Annotated in this window: 11 protein-coding genes, 2 tRNA genes, 1 rRNA gene and 1 riboswitch; of the genes, 7 read left to right on the forward strand and 7 right to left on the reverse strand. The window is 64.1% G+C overall.

Features of this window, described 5'->3' with window-relative positions; translation table 11 throughout:
• Nucleotides 1-46: 46 nt before the first annotated feature.
• The 3 genes from GGD62_RS17440 to GGD62_RS17450 are packed head-to-tail and all read right to left on the reverse strand — an operon-like array spanning nt 47 to nt 2,961.
• Nucleotides 47-982 (reverse strand): prephenate/arogenate dehydrogenase family protein, encoded by a 936-nt coding sequence (locus GGD62_RS17440; RefSeq protein WP_018316246.1) that lies wholly within the window; start codon nt 980-982, stop codon nt 47-49.
• Nucleotides 979-2,076, reverse strand: a complete 1,098-nt coding sequence (hisC, locus tag GGD62_RS17445; RefSeq protein WP_018316245.1) for a histidinol-phosphate transaminase — start codon at nt 2,074-2,076, stop codon at nt 979-981. The genes GGD62_RS17440 and hisC overlap by 4 nt, the downstream gene beginning before the upstream one ends.
• 36 nt (nt 2,077-2,112) lie before the next feature.
• Complete coding sequence (locus GGD62_RS17450) at nt 2,113-2,961, reverse strand: chorismate mutase (RefSeq protein ID WP_183236668.1); 849 nt, start codon at nt 2,959-2,961, stop codon at nt 2,113-2,115.
• A gap of 156 nt (nt 2,962-3,117) precedes the next feature.
• Nucleotides 3,118-3,197, forward strand: a riboswitch (SAM riboswitch).
• Between the two features lie 91 nt (nt 3,198-3,288).
• Here GGD62_RS17450 and GGD62_RS17455 point away from each other — a divergent pair.
• Nucleotides 3,289-4,494, forward strand: a complete 1,206-nt coding sequence (locus GGD62_RS17455) for a homoserine O-acetyltransferase (protein ID WP_183709349.1) — start codon at nt 3,289-3,291, stop codon at nt 4,492-4,494.
• Nucleotides 4,495-4,496: 2 nt separating this feature from the next.
• The gene (gene metW / locus GGD62_RS17460) at nt 4,497-5,159 is read left to right on the forward strand and encodes a methionine biosynthesis protein MetW (RefSeq protein ID WP_183709161.1); all 663 of its coding nucleotides are present in this window, start codon (nt 4,497-4,499) and stop codon (nt 5,157-5,159) included.
• A 344-nt stretch (nt 5,160-5,503) separates the two neighbouring features.
• On the opposite strand, the gene GGD62_RS17465 is transcribed toward metW, so the two are convergent.
• On the reverse strand, nt 5,504-6,364 hold the full coding sequence (locus GGD62_RS17465; RefSeq protein ID WP_179731859.1) for an alpha/beta fold hydrolase: 861 nt from the start codon (nt 6,362-6,364) through the stop codon (nt 5,504-5,506).
• Nucleotides 6,365-6,580: 216 nt separating this feature from the next.
• Here GGD62_RS17465 and GGD62_RS17470 point away from each other — a divergent pair, with 216 nt between their 5' ends.
• Nucleotides 6,581-7,240, forward strand: a complete 660-nt coding sequence (locus GGD62_RS17470; RefSeq protein ID WP_018316240.1) for a TIGR02594 family protein — start codon at nt 6,581-6,583, stop codon at nt 7,238-7,240.
• A 144-nt stretch (nt 7,241-7,384) separates the two neighbouring features.
• Here the strand turns inward: GGD62_RS17470 and GGD62_RS17475 are convergent, their stop codons facing one another.
• Nucleotides 7,385-8,173 carry an MOSC domain-containing protein gene (locus tag GGD62_RS17475; RefSeq protein ID WP_183709163.1) on the reverse strand — a complete coding sequence of 263 codons (789 nt, stop codon included), beginning with the start codon at nt 8,171-8,173 and terminating at the stop codon, nt 7,385-7,387.
• A 239-nt stretch (nt 8,174-8,412) separates the two neighbouring features.
• Between GGD62_RS17475 and clpB the strand changes: the two genes are divergently transcribed.
• A complete protein-coding gene (gene clpB / locus GGD62_RS17480) occupies nt 8,413-11,052 on the forward strand; it encodes an ATP-dependent chaperone ClpB (RefSeq protein WP_183709165.1) in 2,640 nt (879 codons plus the stop codon).
• A 93-nt stretch (nt 11,053-11,145) separates the two neighbouring features.
• Here the strand turns inward: clpB and GGD62_RS17485 are convergent, their stop codons facing one another.
• Together GGD62_RS17485 and GGD62_RS17490 are read right to left on the reverse strand one after the other, a co-directional pair.
• Nucleotides 11,146-12,765, reverse strand: a complete 1,620-nt coding sequence (locus GGD62_RS17485) for an SMP-30/gluconolactonase/LRE family protein (RefSeq protein ID WP_183709167.1) — start codon at nt 12,763-12,765, stop codon at nt 11,146-11,148.
• A 153-nt stretch (nt 12,766-12,918) separates the two neighbouring features.
• Nucleotides 12,919-14,982, reverse strand: a complete 2,064-nt coding sequence (locus GGD62_RS17490; RefSeq protein WP_183709169.1) for a M23 family metallopeptidase — start codon at nt 14,980-14,982, stop codon at nt 12,919-12,921.
• A 1,154-nt stretch (nt 14,983-16,136) separates the two neighbouring features.
• Between GGD62_RS17490 and GGD62_RS17495 the strand changes: the two genes are divergently transcribed.
• The 3 genes from GGD62_RS17495 (at nt 16,137) to GGD62_RS17505 (ending at nt 18,079) form a co-directional block, all read left to right on the forward strand.
• Nucleotides 16,137-17,625 (forward strand): 16S ribosomal RNA (locus GGD62_RS17495).
• A gap of 192 nt (nt 17,626-17,817) precedes the next feature.
• Nucleotides 17,818-17,894, forward strand: a tRNA-Ile gene (locus tag GGD62_RS17500).
• A gap of 109 nt (nt 17,895-18,003) precedes the next feature.
• Nucleotides 18,004-18,079, forward strand: a tRNA-Ala gene (locus GGD62_RS17505).
• Nucleotides 18,080-18,121: the final 42 nt, after the last annotated feature.

Below are 18,121 nucleotides of genomic sequence, written 5' to 3' on the forward strand. Positions count from 1 at the left end.
GATCAAGAATCCCGGATTACGCTTGCGCTCCATCCGGGCTACGAACTCACGGCTTCTTCAGCGCCCCGTGCTGGCGGCCGAAATCCGCGGCGGCCGAATCCTGGCCGATCTCGACGATGCCGCGGCGAATGGCGCGGGTGCGGGTGAAATGGTCGAACAGCGCCTCGCCGTCGCCGCGCCGGATCGCGCGGGTGAGTTTTGCGAGATCCTCGGTGAAGGTGCCGAGCATTTCCAGCACCGCCTCCTTGTTGGCGAGGAAGACGTCGCGCCACATCGTCGGATCGGACGCCGCGATGCGGGTGAAATCGCGGAAACCGCCGGCGGAGAACTTGATCACCTCGGACTCCGTCACCTGCGCCAGCTCGTCGGCGGTGCCGACGATGGTGTAGGCGATCAGATGCGGCAGATGGCTGGTGATCGCGAGCACGAGATCGTGATGATCCGGCGTCATGACCTCGACCTTGGCGCCCATCGCCGCCCAGAACGCGCGCAGGCGATCGGTCGCGGCCGCATCGACGCCTTCCGGCGGGGTGAGGATGCACCAGCGATTGATGAAGAGCTCGGCGAAACCCGAATCCGGCCCCGAATGCTCGGTGCCCGCGACGGGATGCGCCGGCACGAAATGAACGGTCTTCGGCAGATGCGGCGCCATGTCCCTGACGATGGCGCCCTTGACCGAGCCGACGTCAGAGATGATTGCGCCGGGCTTCAGATGCGCGGCGATCTCCCGCGCGACCTCGCCGCAGGCGCCGACGGGAATGCAGAGGATGACGAGATCGGCATCCTTCACCGCGTCCGCATTGGTCGCCACGACCTGGTCGACGATGCCGAGTTCGAGCACCCGCGCGCGGGTCTTCTCCGAGCGCGCGGTGGTGACGATCTCGTCCGCCAGGCCCTGGAGCTTCGCAGCGCGCGCGATCGAGCCGCCGATCAGGCCGAAGCCGATCAGCGCGACGCGCTGGAAATGCGCTTGCTCGCTCATTTGCCGGCCATGAAGTCGCGCAGGCCGTCGACCACGAGGCGGTTGGCCTCCTCGGTGCCGATGGTCATGCGCAGCGAATGCGGCAGGCCGTAATTCTTCAAGCCGCGTAGCACGAGGCCGCGCTTGGTCAGGAAAGCGTCGGCGTCGTCAGCGGTCTTGCCCTTGTCGGTCGGGAAGTGGATCAGCACGAAATTGGCGACGCTCGGCGTCACCTTCAGTCCGAGCTTGCCGATCTCCTCGGTCAGCCAGTTGCGCCATGTCTCGGTGAATTGCTTCGACATCGCTTGGTGCGCGGTGTCCTCGATCGCGGCGACCGCGGCATACATTGCCGGCGTCGACACGTTGAACGGGCCGCGGATGCGGTTGACCGCGTCGATGATGTGCTCGGGGCCGAACATCCAGCCGATGCGCAGCGCGGCGAGGCCGTGGATCTTGGAGAAGGTGTGCGTCACCACCGTATTCTCGGTGGTGGCGACCAGCTCGATCCCCATCTCGTAATCGTTGCGCGAGACGTAGTCGCAATAGGCGGCATCGAGCACCAGCAGCACGTGCGACGGCAGGCCGGCGCGCAGGCGCTTGACCTCGTCGAACGGCACATAGGTGCCGGTCGGATTGTTGGGATTGGCGAGCCAGACCAGCTTGGTCTTCGGCGTCACTGCCTTGAGGATGGCGTCGACGTCGCAGGTCAGGTTGGTCTCCTGCGCGATGACGTTCTTGGCACCGACCGCCATGGTCGCGATCGGATAGACCAGGAAGCCGTGCGTGGTGGAGATCGCCTCGTCGCCGTGGCTGAGATAGGTGTGCGCCAGCAGATTGAGGATCTCGTCGGAGCCGGCGCCGCAGATGATGCGGTTCGGGTCGAGACCGAAGGAGCGGCCGATCGCCTCGCGCAACACGCGCGAGGTTCCTTCCGGATAGTCTTCCAGGTGGTCCGCCACGTGCTTGAAGGCCTCGATTGCCTTGGGCGAGGGCCCGAACGGCGTCTCGTTGGCCGACAGCTTGAACACCTTGCGGCCCGGCTCCGCGACCGGGCTCTTGCCGGGCGTGTAGGGCGCAATATCGAGAATGCCGGGATTCGGCACGGGGCGGGACATCTTGAACTCCGAAAATGGCGGGGCGCGGCGCGTGGTTTACGATTTCGCCCCGGTCGGGGGCACCGTATAGCGCGTTGCGTGGCTGCCGACGAGGGCCGTGGAGCGCACCGAGGCCCCCGCCTCGATCAGGGCAGCCCTGATTTTGTCGATGCTGGTCGCATTCGTGACCGAGACCAGCAGCGCTGCGCCGTCGAAGGCGGTGTCGGGTACCGCCACGATCTCGGCGAGCGGCGAAAGGGCCCGCGCGACCTCGGCGTTCCAGCCGGAAACGCGGACGCTGAAGGTCTCGACCTCCGTCACCAGGGCGCTGTCGGCGACCCGCGAGATAGCGAACACCGGCAGCGCCGCCGGATGGTCGGCGCGCTCGACGAAGGGCATCCGCGCGATGATCTTCGGCGCGCCTTCCGTTTCGAGCAAGAGCCACCATGGCGTGCGGCTCGACGTCGCCGAGACCAGCGCCAGATCGCCCTTGGATTTCGCTACCGCCTCGACCGCGGCCTGCGCGCTGAAATGCGCGACGTAAGGCACCGTGAAGCCGAAATGGAAGCGCGCGGAATCGCGCATCGCCGGCTCGCTTGCCGAGATGTCGGCATGCACCGAGAACGGCGCCTGCACGTAAGTGAACGTCGAGATGATGACGCGCCAGATGCTCTCGACCGTGTCGAGCGGCAGGATGCCGCGATGACGCTGCACGAGGTCACGCATCATGGCGGCCTCGCGCGCTGGGCGGAACGCCGAGCCGACCTCCTGGGTCTGCTTCACCTGGATCAGGCGGTCGATGATGTCGCCGCGCTGCATCAGCAGGCGATGCATGCCCTCGTCGATCGCGTCGATCTCCTTGCGCAGTTCCTGGAGCGATGGTGGCGCGGGCGGACGTTGGGACATGTCTGGCTGTCGATGGTTTCGATGGGGGATGTCCTGATTAGGCAGTCGGGACGGCGAAAGCAAAGAGAAATCACGCCCTTTTCGGACGACGCGAGAGAGACGAATTGGGCCGATCCCGGCCGCGACTTGACGAAAACCACCCAAGACGGTAGTTTTTGCCCGTTCCGTGGTCATTTGAGCCGGCCGGCTTGCAGCCACGTTAAAAAACTCGCTAAACAGGCCGGGGACGCTTCCGATCCCGGCCGAACCTATCGTTCAGGCCGGGTTTTTCATGGCCTGATGCAAGTGGCGATCACGCGTTTGATCGCAAACGAGGTCGATGGTCAGATGGGTGGCGTCAAGTCGATACCGAGTCCTGCGATCAGCGCCGACGAACGGTCGCACGAGGTGGATCATCCAAGCTCGCAGATCGCGCATTTCGGCGCCGAGCAGCCGCTGCGGCTCGATTGCGGCGTCGATCTCAGCCCGTTCCAGATCGCCTACCAGACCTATGGCGAGCTCAACGCCGATCGCTCCAACGCGGTGCTGATCTGCCATGCGCTGACCGGCGATCAACATGTCGCCAATGTGCATCCCGTCACCGGCAAGCCCGGCTGGTGGGAGACGCTGGTCGGCCCCGGCCGGCCCATCGATCCCAAGCACTACTTCATCATCTGCTCCAACGTGATCGGCGGCTGCATGGGCTCGACCGGGCCGGCGTCGATCAATCCTGCTACCGGCAAGGTCTGGGGCCTGGATTTCCCCGTCATCACCATCCCCGATATGGTGCGTGCGCAGGCGATGCTGGTCGACCGGCTCGGCGTCGACACGCTGTTTGCTGTCGTCGGCGGCTCGATGGGCGGCATGCAGGTGTTGCAATGGACCGCCGCCTATCCGGGCCGCGTGTTCTCCGCGCTGGCGATTGCCTGCGCGACGCGGCACTCGGCGCAGAACATCGCCTTCCACGAGCTCGGCCGCCAGGCCGTGATGGCCGATCCCGACTGGCACGGCGGCGGCTATGCCGATCACGGCATCCATCCGCATCGCGGGCTCGCGGTGGCGCGGATGGCGGCGCACATCACCTATCTCTCGGATGCGGCGCTGCATCGAAAATTCGGCCGGCGCATGCAGGACCGCGAGCTGCCGACCTTCTCGTTCGACGCCGACTTCCAGGTCGAGAGCTATCTGCGCTACCAGGGCTCGTCCTTCGTCGAGCGCTTCGATGCCAACTCGTACCTCTATCTGACGCGCGCGATGGACTATTTCGACATCGCCGCCGACCAAGGCGGCGTGCTCGCCAAGGCGTTCGTCGACATCAAGACCCGCTTCTGCGTGGTCTCCTTCACCAGCGACTGGCTGTTTCCGACCTCGGAATCGCGCGCGCTGGTGCACGCGCTGAATGCATCGAGCGCGCGGGTGTCGTTCGCCGAGATCGAGACCGATCGCGGCCATGACGCCTTCCTGCTCGACGTTCCCGAATTCTTCGACATCTCCCGCGCCTTCCTGCAATCCGCCGGCAAGGCGCGCGGGCTCACCGGCAAGAAGGACGGCTAGCGATGTCTGTACAGGAAGCGCTGCCGCTGAACGGCGTCGCGACCGGATCGTCCGGCCAGTTTCGCGCCGATCATCTGCTGGTCGCCGAGATGGTGAAGCCCGGCTCGAAGGTGCTCGACGTCGGCTGCGGCGAGGGCGATCTGCTCCAGCTGCTGGAGACGCGCGGCATCGACGGCCGCGGCATCGAGCTGTCGCGCGAGGGCGTCAATCGCTGCGTCGCCAAGGGCCTTGCGGTGGTGCAGGGCGACGCCGACACCGATCTCGTCAATTATCCGGATGACGCCTTCGACTACGTGATCCTGTCGCAGACGCTGCAGGCAACGCGGCAGCCGCGCGTGGTGCTGGAGAATCTGCTGCGCATTGGCCGCCGCGCCATCGTCTCGTTCCCGAATTTCGGTTTCTGGAAGATGCGGCTGCAGCTCCTGGTCGGCGGCCACATGCCGCGCACCGAGAATTTGCCGGCGACATGGTACGACACCGCCAACATCCATTTCTGCACCATCAAGGATTTCGTGCAGCTCTGCGACGAGATCAACGTCAAGATGGAGCGCTCGGTCGCGCTCGATCTCTACGGCCGCCCGGTGCCGCTGAATCTGCCCTGGTGGGTGTGGAACATGTTCGGCGAGCAGGCGGTGTTCTTGCTCAGCCGCGGCGGCGGGAAGTAGTTTTTCTCGCCTGCTGCGGCCTGACCCGTCATCCTGAGGCGCGAGTGGCGCGATGCGAAGCATCGCGCCGGGAGCCTCGAAGGATGAGCGGCCGAGTGTTTCGGCGTGCTCATCTCTCGCTGTGGCGAGAGCGTGGCCGTCGCCCTTCGAGGGCCGCTGAAGAAGCGGCCATCTCAGGGTGACGGAGTTGAGAGCGCGGGGCGTTTCATAGTGCAGACCTAACCGAACCCCGTAGCCCGGATGAAGCGCAGCGCAATCCGGGGCAAGTCGCGCCGCGTTGACAATCCCGGATTACGCTTTCGCTCCATCCGGGCTACGCGACGGAGTATTTGCTGCGCCTGTGCCTAATGCGCCAGCGACCTGGGATCACGCACCGGCCATCGCCCGGCCTCAACCAGCGCCACGAAGCGCTCCACGCTCGCGTTGAACAGCGCGGGCTCTTCGAGATTGAGCACGTGGCCCGACTTCGGAAACATCGCCAGCCCCGCCGCAGGCAGATGCTTCTTCAGGAACAGGCTCGGTCCGACGCATAGATCGTCCTCGTCGCCGCAGATGATCAGCGCCGGCGTCGATGCGCGCTTGATCGCATCCGTCATCGTGTAAATCGAGGGGCGGCGGCCCTGGAAGCCGCGCATCGTGCGTGCCGACCCCTTGGCGTCGTGGCGCGCCAGCGCGGCGTAGAAATCGGCGTGGCCGCGGGGATCCTTCACCAGGAAGGGAATCCGGCTCGGCGCCTCGCGCGTGACTTTCGCGACCTCGGCGGAGCCCAGCGTCTCGAACTGCTCGGCATTGGCGCGGCACTGCTTGCGCCAGGCCTCCAGGTTCTCGATCTCCGAGCCGGAGCCGACGCCGGCCAGCGTCATCGACAACGCGCGCTGCGGCGCGTTGAGCCCGATCTGGAGCGAGGAGTAGGCGCCCATCGACAGGCCGACCAGATGCGCGCGCTCAATCCTGAGATGATCGAGCACCGCGAGCGCATCGCTATAGAAATGCGTGTAGCTGTAAACCTCGCCCTCCGGCACGTCCGACGGCGTGTAGCCGCGCGCCGAATAGGTGATGCAGCGGTGGCCGCGCGAGAAGTAACGCATCTGCGGCTCCCAATTGGTGTAGTCGGCCGCGAACTCGTGCAGAAAAATGATCGGCGTTCCCTGACCCGCTTCCTCAAAATAGATGCGGACGTCGTCCCTGGTCGTGGCGTGGGGCATTAACCGTTTCCCTCTCTTCAAGCCGCCTTTGCAGGATTGCAGTTAATGCTGTTGTCCGCAATGCGGCGGCCTCGATCAGTGTCGGCGCAAAATCATCACAGCTATTCGCAGGCAGCCCGCGTCTTTTTCTCGCCACATCGGACGGCTTAACGGCCAGACCGATATCGGCCGTTGCACGGGCCGATCGGGAAGTGGGGTGTCAACGAAGGATGAAGAATGTTTGAGTTGTTTGCGTCTCGCCTGTCGCGTTGTGTAGTCGCGCTGGCGATCTTCTTCGCGGCGGTTGCCGCGTTCGTTTCTCCGGCCTCAGCGCGGCCGCATCATCGTCATAGCGCAGAGCGGCACGCACACGTGCACCACGCCAGACATCATCATTACCGCCACCATGCACGCAGCTCGCGCTTCGAGCGCAGCGCGGCGCAGTTGCGGGCGAGCGGATTCGCCGACACCCAGGCGAGCTATGATCCGAACGCCAACAGCGGCGGCATGGCCAACAACACCATGGCTGCAAGCGGCGGCTTCGGCGGCGGATCGAGCCTGGTGTCCGAGGCGCGCCGCTATGTCGGCGGCAATCCGACCGGGCGCGGCAGCCTGTGGTGCGCGCGCTTCATGAACATGGTGCTGGAGCATACCGGCCATAAGGGCTCAGGCTCCGACATGGCGAGCTCGTTCGCCCGCTACGGCACCCGCGTCTCCGGTCCGCAGGTCGGCGCCATCGCAGTGATGTCGCGCGGTCGCCGCGGCGGTCATGTCGGCATCATCACCGGCATCGATGCACAGGGCAATCCGATCATGATCTCCGGCAACAACGGCAACCGCGTCCGCGAGGCGCCGGTCTCGCGCGGCCGGATCTACGCATATGTGATGCCGAACTAACGACGGAGCCGTAGGGTGGGCAAAGGCGCACTTGCGCCGTGCCCACCATCTCTCTCCGTCGTAGAAATTGCGTGGGCACGCTTCTGCCGTCGCTCTTCTATGGCGGACAAGTCGCTTTGCCCACCCTAAGGTACCGGTGCCGGCTCAAACCAGCTTCGGCTCTTCCACCGCGACCGCATCGCCGACGCCGATCTCGCCACCTTCGATCACCTCGGCATAGATGCCGCAGTCCATGTGGCCGAGATTGCGCGAGAGCGTCGGCGGTATCTCGAGATCGCGCTTGGCCGTCACCGGGTCGACATTGGTGGCCGGGCAGCGGACGATGCGCTTGACCACTTTCAGGCGCGCCGCGTCGATCGCCAGCGTCTGGCCGACGAGATCGAGCTCCGACCAGGCCGGCCAGCCCTTCACGTAGAGATTGGCGCGGAAGCGCAGCGGATGCACGGCGGTCCCGCCCAGCATGGTCTCGATGGCGCGGACGCTGCCGAGATTGATGATGGAGACCACCTTCCGGGCGACGTCGGAGAAGCTGTGATCGCGGCCGGACAGCAGCTTCGGCGGGCCCTTCAGCTCCGGCTGGAAATTTTCCGCGAAGTAGCGCTCGATGGCGGCGCGCCCGACCGCGGTTTCCAGATCGCCGCTGGCGACGATCTGGCCGTCCTTGCGGATGGTCAAGACATGGGTGGCATCGTCGAAGCGGCTGTCGAGCTCGGCAAGCCGCTCATTTCGTGCGAGCATCAGAAACTGGATTTTCGGCTTCCACTCGGGCGCCTCGGGATCGAAGCCGCTCGGGCCATTCTCGATGGCGTAGCGGCGGTCGGCGGGCAGGGTCTGGCCGGTCCGCAAGGGGACGCGGCGCAGGGCCTCCGGCGTCAGGCCCTTGATCGGGTAGCGGTAAAGGCCGGTGATTTCGGCAGTCTGGCTGGCTGTCATGACGCTACTTAAGGGATTCGACCTGGCCCCGCCAAGCCGGCGGATCGGCGCACGAAATTGTGAACGCGCCTCTTTCGCATCCGCAACCTGCTTCCCACATCTGGCTCAGGCCGGCGGCAACGCCGACAGAAGACGACCGTTACCGGTTGAGAAACGTCAATGCGGTAATCGGAAACCCAATGAAGATGCCGTTTGGGGTGCCTTAGAGGGCCCTGAGGGCAGGCCGAGGGACAGAAAAGATGAATATCGACAAATACACCGAACGCTCCAGGGGCTTCGTCCAGTCCGCGCAGTCGCTCGCGATGCGCGAGGGACACCAGCAGTTCTCCACCCTGCACGTGCTGAAGGTCCTGCTGGACGACAATGAGGGGCTGGCTTCCGGTCTGATCGACCGCGCCGGCGGCAATTCCCGTGCAATTCTGAAGGCGACCGAGGATGCCCTCGGCAAGGTGCCGAAGGTCTCCGGCGGCGGTGCCGGCCAGATCTATCTGGCGCCCGAGCTCGCCCGCACCTTCGACGCGGCTGAGAAGGCCGGTGAGAAGGCCGGCGACAGCTTCGTCACCGTCGAGCGGCTGCTGCTCGGCCTGACGCTGGAAAAGACCAGCGAGGCCGGCACCATCCTGAACAAGGGCGGCGTCACCCCGCAAAACCTCAATGCGGCGATCGAGGCGCTGCGCAAGGGCCGCACGGCCGACAGCGCGACCGCCGAGAACGCCTATGACGCGCTGAAGAAATATGCCCGCGACCTGACGCAGGCGGCGCGCGACGGCAAGCTCGACCCGGTGATCGGCCGCGACGAGGAAATCCGCCGTACGATCCAGGTGCTGTCGCGCCGGACCAAGAACAATCCCGTCCTGATCGGCGAGCCCGGCGTTGGCAAGACCGCCATCGCCGAAGGTCTCGCGCTGCGCATCGTCAATGGTGACGTGCCCGAGAGCCTGAAGGACAAGAAGCTGCTGTCGCTCGACCTCGGCGCGCTGATTGCGGGCGCGAAGTACCGCGGCGAGTTCGAGGAACGGCTGAAGGCCGTGCTCCAGGAGGTGACTGGCAGCGAGGGCACCTTCATCCTGTTCATCGACGAGATGCACACGCTGATCGGCGCCGGCAAAGGCGACGGCGCGATGGACGCCTCCAACCTGCTCAAGCCGGCGCTCGCCCGCGGCGAGCTGCACTGCATCGGCGCGACCACGCTCGACGAGTATCAGAAGCACGTCGAGAAGGACGCCGCGCTGGCGCGGCGCTTCCAGCCGATCTTCGTCAGCGAGCCTTCGGTCGAGGACACCATCTCGATCCTGCGCGGCCTGAAGGACAAGTACGAGCAGCATCATGGCGTGCGGATCACGGATTCCGCGCTTGTTGCCGCGACGACGCTGTCCAACCGCTACATCACCGACCGCTTCCTGCCCGACAAGGCGATCGACCTGATGGACGAGGCGGCTGCGCGGCTGAAGATGCAGGTCGATTCCAAGCCGGAAGAGCTGGATTCGCTCGACCGCGAGATCATCCGGCTCAAGATCGAGCAGGAAGCTCTCAAGAAGGAAAGCGATCCCGGCTCCAAGTCCCGTCTCGAGGCGCTCCAGAAAGAGCTCGCCGAGCTCGAGGAGAAGTCCGCGGCGCTGACGGCACGCTGGAGCGCGGAGAAGAACAAGCTCTCCAACGCCCAGAAGCTGAAGTCGGAGCTTGACGCGCTGCGCGTCGATCTCGCCGACGCCCAGCGTCGCGGCGAATTCCAGAAGGCCGGCGAGCTCGCCTATGGCCGGATCCCGCAGCTCGAGAAGCAGCTTGCGGATATCGAGGCGCGTGAAGGCTCCGGCGAGATGATGGAGGAGGCGGTCACCGCCAATCACATCGCGCAGGTGGTCTCGCGCTGGACCGGCGTGCCCGTCGACAAGATGCTGGAGGGCGAGAAGGAAAAGCTCCTGAAGATGGAGGAGCAGCTCGGCACCCGCGTCGTCGGCCAGGCCGAGGCCGTGCGCGCGGTCGCAACCGCCGTGCGTCGCTCGCGCGCGGGCTTGCAGGATCCGAACCGCCCCACGGGCTCGTTCATGTTCTTAGGGCCCACCGGCGTCGGCAAGACCGAGCTGACCAAGGCGCTCGCGGAGTATCTGTTCAACGACGAGACCGCGATGGTCCGCCTCGACATGTCCGAATACATGGAGAAGCACTCGGTCTCGCGGCTGATCGGTGCGCCTCCGGGCTATGTCGGTTATGACGAAGGCGGCGCGCTCACCGAGGCCGTGCGGCGCCGGCCCTACCAGGTCGTGCTGTTCGACGAGATCGAGAAGGCGCATCCCGACGTCTTCAACGTCCTGTTGCAGGTGCTCGACGACGGCCGCCTGACCGACGGCCAGGGCCGCACCGTCGATTTCCGCAACACGCTGATCATCATGACCTCGAACCTCGGTTCGGAATTCCTGGTGAACCAGCCGGAGGGCGAGGACACCTCGGCCGTGCGCGAGCAGGTGATGGCAATGGTGCGCGGGCATTTCCGCCCCGAATTCCTCAACCGCGTCGACGAGATCATCCTGTTCCACCGCTTGCAGCGGAGCGAGATGGGCCGGATCGTCGAGATCCAGTTCGCGCGGCTGCAGAGGCTGCTGACCGATCGCAAGATCGTGCTGACGCTCGATGCCGCCGGACGCGACTGGCTCGCCGCCAAGGGCTGGGATCCCGCCTACGGCGCAAGGCCGCTGAAGCGCGTGATCCAGCGTCACGTCCAGGACCCGCTCGCCGAGATGATCCTCGCCGGCGACGTCAGGGACGGCGATACCGTCGCGATCTCGTCCGAAGGCAACGTCCTGACCTTCAACGGCAAGGCGCCTCAGACCGCCGAGATCACCCAGTTCGAGGCGCCGGTGGCGAAGCGGAAGCTGAACTGAAACGCGGGCGGTTGCCGTCAAACATTATCGCCCCGGAGAGGTCATCCTCTCCGGGGCGAATTGTTCTTGCCCGGCTTGCCCCCCGGCCGATCGCTATTTCTTCGAGACCTTGTAGATCGCGTTCTCGATGTCGGACGAGAAGTAGATCACGCCCGTCGCCCCGACCGCCACGCCCGTCGGAATGTTGGTCGGCAGGCCGCCGGGTGCGCCCGCGAGGCCGATCGGGAGATTGGCCGCGATCTCGGTGATCTTGCCGCTTTCCGGCGCGATCTCGATCAGCCGCTTGGCACCGACTTCCGCCACGATCAGCTGGCCGTCGCTGCCGCGCGCAATGCCCTCCGGCATCTTCAGCTCCTTGGCGACCACAGTCTTTTCACCGTTGCTGTCGATCTTCGAGACAGTGCCCGCAAAGGCGTCGGTGACGTAGACCTCGTCGGTCTTGCCACGAACGAGCCCGACCGGGCCCTTGAGGTCGCCGATCAGCGTGGTGCGATCCTTGCCGTGCTCACCGCTCACCTTGACCAGCGACTTGGTGCCGAGCTCGGCGACCAAAATGCTGCCGTCGGCGAGCACGATCGCATCATGCGGCGCCTTGAAGCCATGCAGCATGTCGCGCGTCGCGCCGGTCTTGGCGTCGATCACCTGCACCGTGCCGGTGAACCAGCTCGACAGCACCACGTCGTTGCCCCGCGCCGTCGCGCTCATGGGATATTCCAGCGTGGTGCCTGCGGCGTGCATGCGCGCCTTTTCGGTGACCTCGCCGGTCGCCCCATCCACCGTGCGATAGGCGAACACGTCGGCGAGGTGGATCGTATCCTTGCCGTTCTCCGAGGTGACGCCGATGCCGCCGGGCAAAGCGAGCTTGCCGATGATGATCTGCTTGGCCTGGCCGGTCGCGGGGTCGACCTCCTGGATGCCGTTGTCGGCCATGTTGGAGACGTAGATGCGGTCCTTGTCGTCGATGGCGAGATTGTCCAGTGACGGCTTCAATTGCGCGACCATGGTCTTGGCGCCCGATTTGGGATCGACCCGGACGAGCTGGCCGAGCGCGGTGTCGACCACGAAGAGATTGCCCTTCGAATCGAAGTTCACCGCGGCCGGGACCTTGAAGCCGTCGGCGACGACGGTCAGCTCAGCCTTGTCGACGTCGACTTTTGCGACCTGGCCCTTGAACCAGAGCGGACCGTAGAGCTTGTCGTCGGGACCGAACTCGAAGCCGTTGAGGCCGCCCATCTTCTCCATGATCTGGCGCGGCGGCTTCACGCCCTCGACGTCGATCTCATAGAGCGTGTCGCCGAGGAAGACGGTGGTGGCGTAGAGCCTGCCGTCCTTGCGGAAGGCGAGCGAGTTGATGCCAGGAAGGCCGCTCGCGAGCTTCTTGATCGGGCCGTCGCCCTTGCGCGCATAGAGATCGCCGGTGAGGAATCCGGTCCAGGCCATGGTGCCGTCGGGCGCGAAGGCGATGTCGTCGGCCATTCCGATCGGCGAGGGGATTGCAACCTTGGCGGTACCGCCGGATATGTCGACCTCGTAGAGCGCCGCGCCGGCGACGCTGCCGGCGAACAGGTGGCCGGCCTTGTCGATGCCGAGCCCATGCACGCCATGGAACGCCGAGCCCTGGACCAGCTTGGTGACCTCCCAAGTCTCGGCCGATACGCTCGTGGTAGCGAAAAGGGCAGCGACGAATGCTGCGCAGGCGAGCCTGTTCTTCATGGCGAGACCTCCCGTTTTTTGGAAAGTATTCGCCCCTGGTGCCGCTTTGGCAAACGAAACCTGACGTTGAGACGCCGCGAAGCGCGCCTCGCGCGAGAATGTCAAAACTCCGATCGGGTCTGGAGATGTCAGGCCGGCGCCGGCCGATTGCAATTAGCGGTTGCTGACCTGCAACGGGCCGCCGGTCGCATCCGACATGCGGGCGATGGCGCCGCCCCGGCCGCTCATCATGCCGTCGAGCCGGTCGCGCTCCTTCTCGAAGCCTGCGAGCATCGGGCCCTCGAGCGAACGGCCGCGCGGCAGCTTCACGCGCATCGGATCGACGAAGCGGCCGTTGACCAGGATCTCGTAATGGACGTGCGGGCCGGTCGAAAGGCCGGATGAGCCGACGAAGCCGATCACCTGGCCCTGCCGCACCTTCTTGCCGATCTCCATGCCCTTGGCGAACGCCGACATGTGGCCGTAGGCCGTCTCGTAGCCGTTGTTGTGCTTGATGCGGATATATTTGCCGTAGCCGCCTTCGGGGCCGGCCTTTTCGATCACGCCGTTGCCGGAGGCGAAAATCGGCGTGCCGTAGGCCGTGGCCCAGTCGACGCCGGTGTGCATCTTCACAAAGCCCAGGATCGGGTGGCGGCGGCCGCCGAAGCCGGAGCGCATGATGGCGTTGTTGACGGGCTTTCTGACCAGGAATTTCTTCGCGCTCTTGCCGGTCTCGTCATAGTAGTCGACGACGCCGTCGTCGGGGCTCTGGTAGCGGTAGTATTTCTTGGTCTCGCCGCCGACCGTGAGGGAGGCGAACAGCACGTCGTTCTTCTCCGTCGACGTCACGCCCTCGTCCTCGCCGGCGTAGAACACGTCGAAGGAATCGCCCGGCTGCACCTTGCGCTGGAAATCGACGTCGTAGGAGTAGATCTTGATCATGTCGTCGATGACGGGCATCGGCACTTTGTTGCGCATCGCGGTCTCGTAGATGCTCTGGTAGAGCCGCACGCCGGAGCCGTCGTCATCATCGTCGTCATCGCTGCTGGCGCTGGCCGCGGCATCGGCGACGGTGTTCATGCTGGAGACGTCGACCGCGACGTATTTGCCGAGATCGGACAGCGCCGCGATCGCCTCGACCATGGTCTCGTTGGCGACGACGACGCGGTAGGGCTGCAGGCGGGCACCGGGGCTCGCCGGCGCCATCAGGATGCGGAGCTTCTCGCCGTCCTTGAGGCCGCCGTCGCGGCCGCGGGGGCCGAGCGTCGCGGTGATCGCCTTGATCTCGTCGGCGTTCGCGCCGAGATCGCGCAGCACCGAGGCGACGCTGTCGCCCTTCTTGACCAGATGGACGCGTTCGCCGTTGGGATTGCCGCCGGTGATCTGCTCCTTGGTCTTGGGCAGCAGCGTGACGTTTTCCGGCACCACGCGCGTCTCGAAGCCGGCATAGGGATCGGAGGGCGAAGCTTCGGCGGCGTAGGCGGTTCTGATGTCGGACGGGCCGGTCGCGCCGGAGACATCGGCTGCGGCATTGGCGAGCGAGGCGTAGCGCACTCCGCCATTGCCGCGCCAGTTGGCGGCATCGCGCACCCGCATCAGGATGTCGTCGAGCGCCACCACCGCGGAAATCTTGGCTTTCGGCAGCACCGGCGACAGGTCCTTGGTGACAAAGGACACTTCGGCGTCGGGCTCGACCGCTTCGGGATTGTTGGGATCGTCGGATGCGGTCTTCGGATCGGAGCCGACATCGGTGAGCAGGCGCTGGGCGTTGAACGGCGGGATCTTCGCCGACAGGTCGCTCGTCGTCATCGACAGATTGCCGGCGATCCGGACGAAGGGGCGCACCCGCATCACGTCGCGGTTGCCGACGCGCGCCACCGTGGAGACGCGCATGATGTTGCGGGACGCCGTGGATTCGCTCGGCGGCGGCAGGCGGTCGCTCTTGTGCAGCGTGGCGGCGCGATCGGCGGCTCCGAATGCACCGCGCAACGCGCCCTCGACCCGCTCCGGCACCTTGGCGAAGGTCATCTCGCCGTCGAGCGATGCGAAAACGGCGCCGCCGATCAGGGCTGCGCCGCAGAGTCCGGTCAAAATTGTCCCGCTGAACCATTGCACCGAGACGCGACGGCGGTCGATTACGGCGGCTTCAGAACCATCGACGGACAGCGGCGGCTCGTGGCCGAGATCGATGATCCCGGTCTCACGCCCGTAAGCGCCGCGTGATGTCCTGTGGTTCAACGCAAGTCCCCCAATCAACGACCCAAGATGCCCGCTTTCGAACCTCGTCCTGGTCGCCCTCTTGAAGGGGGATCGCCGGAAAAGGCAAGCCGCGCAGGCGTCCGTGCTCAGAAGGCCCCTCGGGTGGGGCCGGCCGAAATTACGAACAGCTGGACGGGTGAAGCTCTCTCGATGTCTCTCGAATGTCGGAGGAAGGCCGCGTCATCTGCAAGATCGCCTTCCTCTGACCCCATGAAAACCGCCGGCAGCCCCCACTGGCATCCCTGCGATTCAAGCTTGTCTCTTATCAGAACGCCGCGGGATTGTGGCTCAAGTACGGCGCCTGTCATCGAAAAAGTTTCCTGAACGGCCGGAGGGCGGGGGCCTCCCGAGAGGGCGTTGCAAGCTGCTTCCCACCGCGAAGGTACGGTAAGCCGCCCCTCAAGCCCTCCCCAAGTACCCTGTGTCGATACCGACCCGCGCGCCAATCCACTCGCCAAGCCGTTCCCCATGTGGCTTCCGATGTGGCTTCCCAGGTGGCTCGCCAGGTCGCTTCCCAGTCCCACCCACAACCCCTCCCAGGTCGGCTCCGGAGCCCCCTGGGGCCCAAACTTTTTTCAAGTTTTTTCACCGGCCCGACCGGATCGGCGCATCTGCGGTCCTTGTAACCGCCTGGAAACACGTTGTTTTTCGCGACAATCCACCGTGCGACGATTTGTTGACAATGGGCGTTGACAATCCCGAGTGCGGGGGCCTATAACCCGACCACTGAGCGCGGCGCCGCCGGGTCACTGACCAAGGCGAGCGAACGCGCCACTGATGCTCCTCACCTTGTTGAGTGACACAACAGTCGACGTAAGTCGATTGGAGTTCATCCATCGTCGGTAAGGGTGTCGGAACCCTTCCTCTCAGGAAGGTTGGGGCCTCCACGGTCCCGGGCTGTTTGACAAGTGAAGATGAAGAAAGAGAAACGTGGACGGCGGAGTCCTTGCGGGTCTCGCTCCTGAAAAGCTTCGGCTTTTCTGGTCGGGACCGGACGAAAGACTTCGGCGGTACACGTTTCAAAGGAAACACCATCGTTGCCAGCGATGTGAATCGCAGGCAGCACATCGACTTCGGTCGATAATGGTGGGACCTCGTCAAACGTTGTGATCAGCCGGTTCAAAGTTCAAGTCCAACTTGAGAGTTTGATCCTGGCTCAGAGCGAACGCTGGCGGCAGGCTTAACACATGCAAGTCGAGCGGGCGTAGCAATACGTCAGCGGCAGACGGGTGAGTAACGCGTGGGAACGTACCTTTTGGTTCGGAACAACACAGGGAAACTTGTGCTAATACCGGATAAGCCCTTACGGGGAAAGATTTATCGCCGAAAGATCGGCCCGCGTCTGATTAGCTAGTTGGTGAGGTAATGGCTCACCAAGGCGACGATCAGTAGCTGGTCTGAGAGGATGATCAGCCACATTGGGACTGAGACACGGCCCAAACTCCTACGGGAGGCAGCAGTGGGGAATATTGGACAATGGGGGCAACCCTGATCCAGCCATGCCGCGTGAGTGATGAAGGCCCTAGGGTTGTAAAGCTCTTTTGTGCGGGAAGATAATGACGGTACCGCAAGAATAAGCCCCGGCTAACTTCGTGCCAGCAGCCGCGGTAATACGAAGGGGGCTAGCGTTGCTCGGAATCACTGGGCGTAAAGGGTGCGTAGGCGGGTCTTTAAGTCAGGGGTGAAATCCTGGAGCTCAACTCCAGAACTGCCTTTGATACTGAAGATCTTGAGTTCGGGAGAGGTGAGTGGAACTGCGAGTGTAGAGGTGAAATTCGTAGATATTCGCAAGAACACCAGTGGCGAAGGCGGCTCACTGGCCCGATACTGACGCTGAGGCACGAAAGCGTGGGGAGCAAACAGGATTAGATACCCTGGTAGTCCACGCCGTAAACGATGAATGCCAGCCGTTAGTGGGTTTACTCACTAGTGGCGCAGCTAACGCTTTAAGCATTCCGCCTGGGGAGTACGGTCGCAAGATTAAAACTCAAAGGAATTGACGGGGGCCCGCACAAGCGGTGGAGCATGTGGTTTAATTCGACGCAACGCGCAGAACCTTACCAGCCCTTGACATGTCCAGGACCGGTCGCAGAGATGTGACCTTCTCTTCGGAGCCTGGAACACAGGTGCTGCATGGCTGTCGTCAGCTCGTGTCGTGAGATGTTGGGTTAAGTCCCGCAACGAGCGCAACCCCCGTCCTTAGTTGCTACCATTTAGTTGAGCACTCTAAGGAGACTGCCGGTGATAAGCCGCGAGGAAGGTGGGGATGACGTCAAGTCCTCATGGCCCTTACGGGCTGGGCTACACACGTGCTACAATGGCGGTGACAATGGGATGCTAAGGGGCGACCCTTCGCAAATCTCAAAAAGCCGTCTCAGTTCGGATTGGGCTCTGCAACTCGAGCCCATGAAGTTGGAATCGCTAGTAATCGTGGATCAGCACGCCACGGTGAATACGTTCCCGGGCCTTGTACACACCGCCCGTCACACCATGGGAGTTGGTTTTACCTGAAGACGGTGCGCTAACCCGCAAGGGAGGCAGCCGGCCACGGTAGGGTCAGCGACTGGGGTGAAGTCGTAACAAGGTAGCCGTAGGGGAACCTGCGGCTGGATCACCTCCTTTCTAAGGATGATCCTTCAGCGAGCTTCGGCTCACTATCGGATCGTTTTAGAAACATCAGTGGCCAACAATCGTCAGGATTGTTGAGCTGCATTGGCGGGATTTCGCCGTCTTCGTTTCTCTTTCTTCGCGGACGAACACGCGCTGGGGCTGCAAGCTTGCAGAATCCCTGGTCCTTGACTGGATATGCGTTAGGGGCTTGTAGCTCAGTTGGTTAGAGCGCGCGCTTGATAAGCGTGAGGTCGGAAGTTCAAGTCTTCCCAGGCCCACCAGCCTTCGCGCTTCGCTGCTTCGGCTAGGCGAGCCCTTCGATATGAAGGCTGCCGTGCCGTAGCCTTGGCGAAGGCAGGCTAATCAAGCAAGCATTCGTCTTCTGGTTACGGGGCCATAGCTCAGCTGGGAGAGCGCGTGCTTTGCAAGCATGAGGTCGTCGGTTCGATCCCGTCTGGCTCCACCAGATGGTTTGATCATCGACTGATCGTGCACCTACAATCGTCCG

This window comes from Bradyrhizobium sp. ERR14 (genome assembly GCF_014198235.1).
GTDB lineage: Bacteria > Pseudomonadota > Alphaproteobacteria > Rhizobiales > Xanthobacteraceae > Bradyrhizobium.

Coding starts and splice junctions, on each gene's coding strand:
- GGD62_RS17440 (WP_018316246.1), bottom strand. CDS start 982: ATGAGCGAGCAAGCGCATTTCCAGCGCGTCGCGCTGATCGGCTTCGGC.
- hisC (WP_018316245.1), bottom strand. CDS start 2,076: ATGTCCCGCCCCGTGCCGAATCCCGGCATTCTCGATATTGCGCCCTAC.
- GGD62_RS17450 (WP_183236668.1), bottom strand. CDS start 2,961: ATGTCCCAACGTCCGCCCGCGCCACCATCGCTCCAGGAACTGCGCAAG.
- GGD62_RS17455 (WP_183709349.1), top strand. CDS start 3,289: ATGGGTGGCGTCAAGTCGATACCGAGTCCTGCGATCAGCGCCGACGAA.
- metW (WP_183709161.1), top strand. CDS start 4,497: ATGTCTGTACAGGAAGCGCTGCCGCTGAACGGCGTCGCGACCGGATCG.
- GGD62_RS17465 (WP_179731859.1), bottom strand. CDS start 6,364: ATGCCCCACGCCACGACCAGGGACGACGTCCGCATCTATTTTGAGGAA.
- GGD62_RS17470 (WP_018316240.1), top strand. CDS start 6,581: ATGTTTGAGTTGTTTGCGTCTCGCCTGTCGCGTTGTGTAGTCGCGCTG.
- GGD62_RS17475 (WP_183709163.1), bottom strand. CDS start 8,173: ATGACAGCCAGCCAGACTGCCGAAATCACCGGCCTTTACCGCTACCCG.
- clpB (WP_183709165.1), top strand. CDS start 8,413: ATGAATATCGACAAATACACCGAACGCTCCAGGGGCTTCGTCCAGTCC.
- GGD62_RS17485 (WP_183709167.1), bottom strand. CDS start 12,765: ATGAAGAACAGGCTCGCCTGCGCAGCATTCGTCGCTGCCCTTTTCGCT.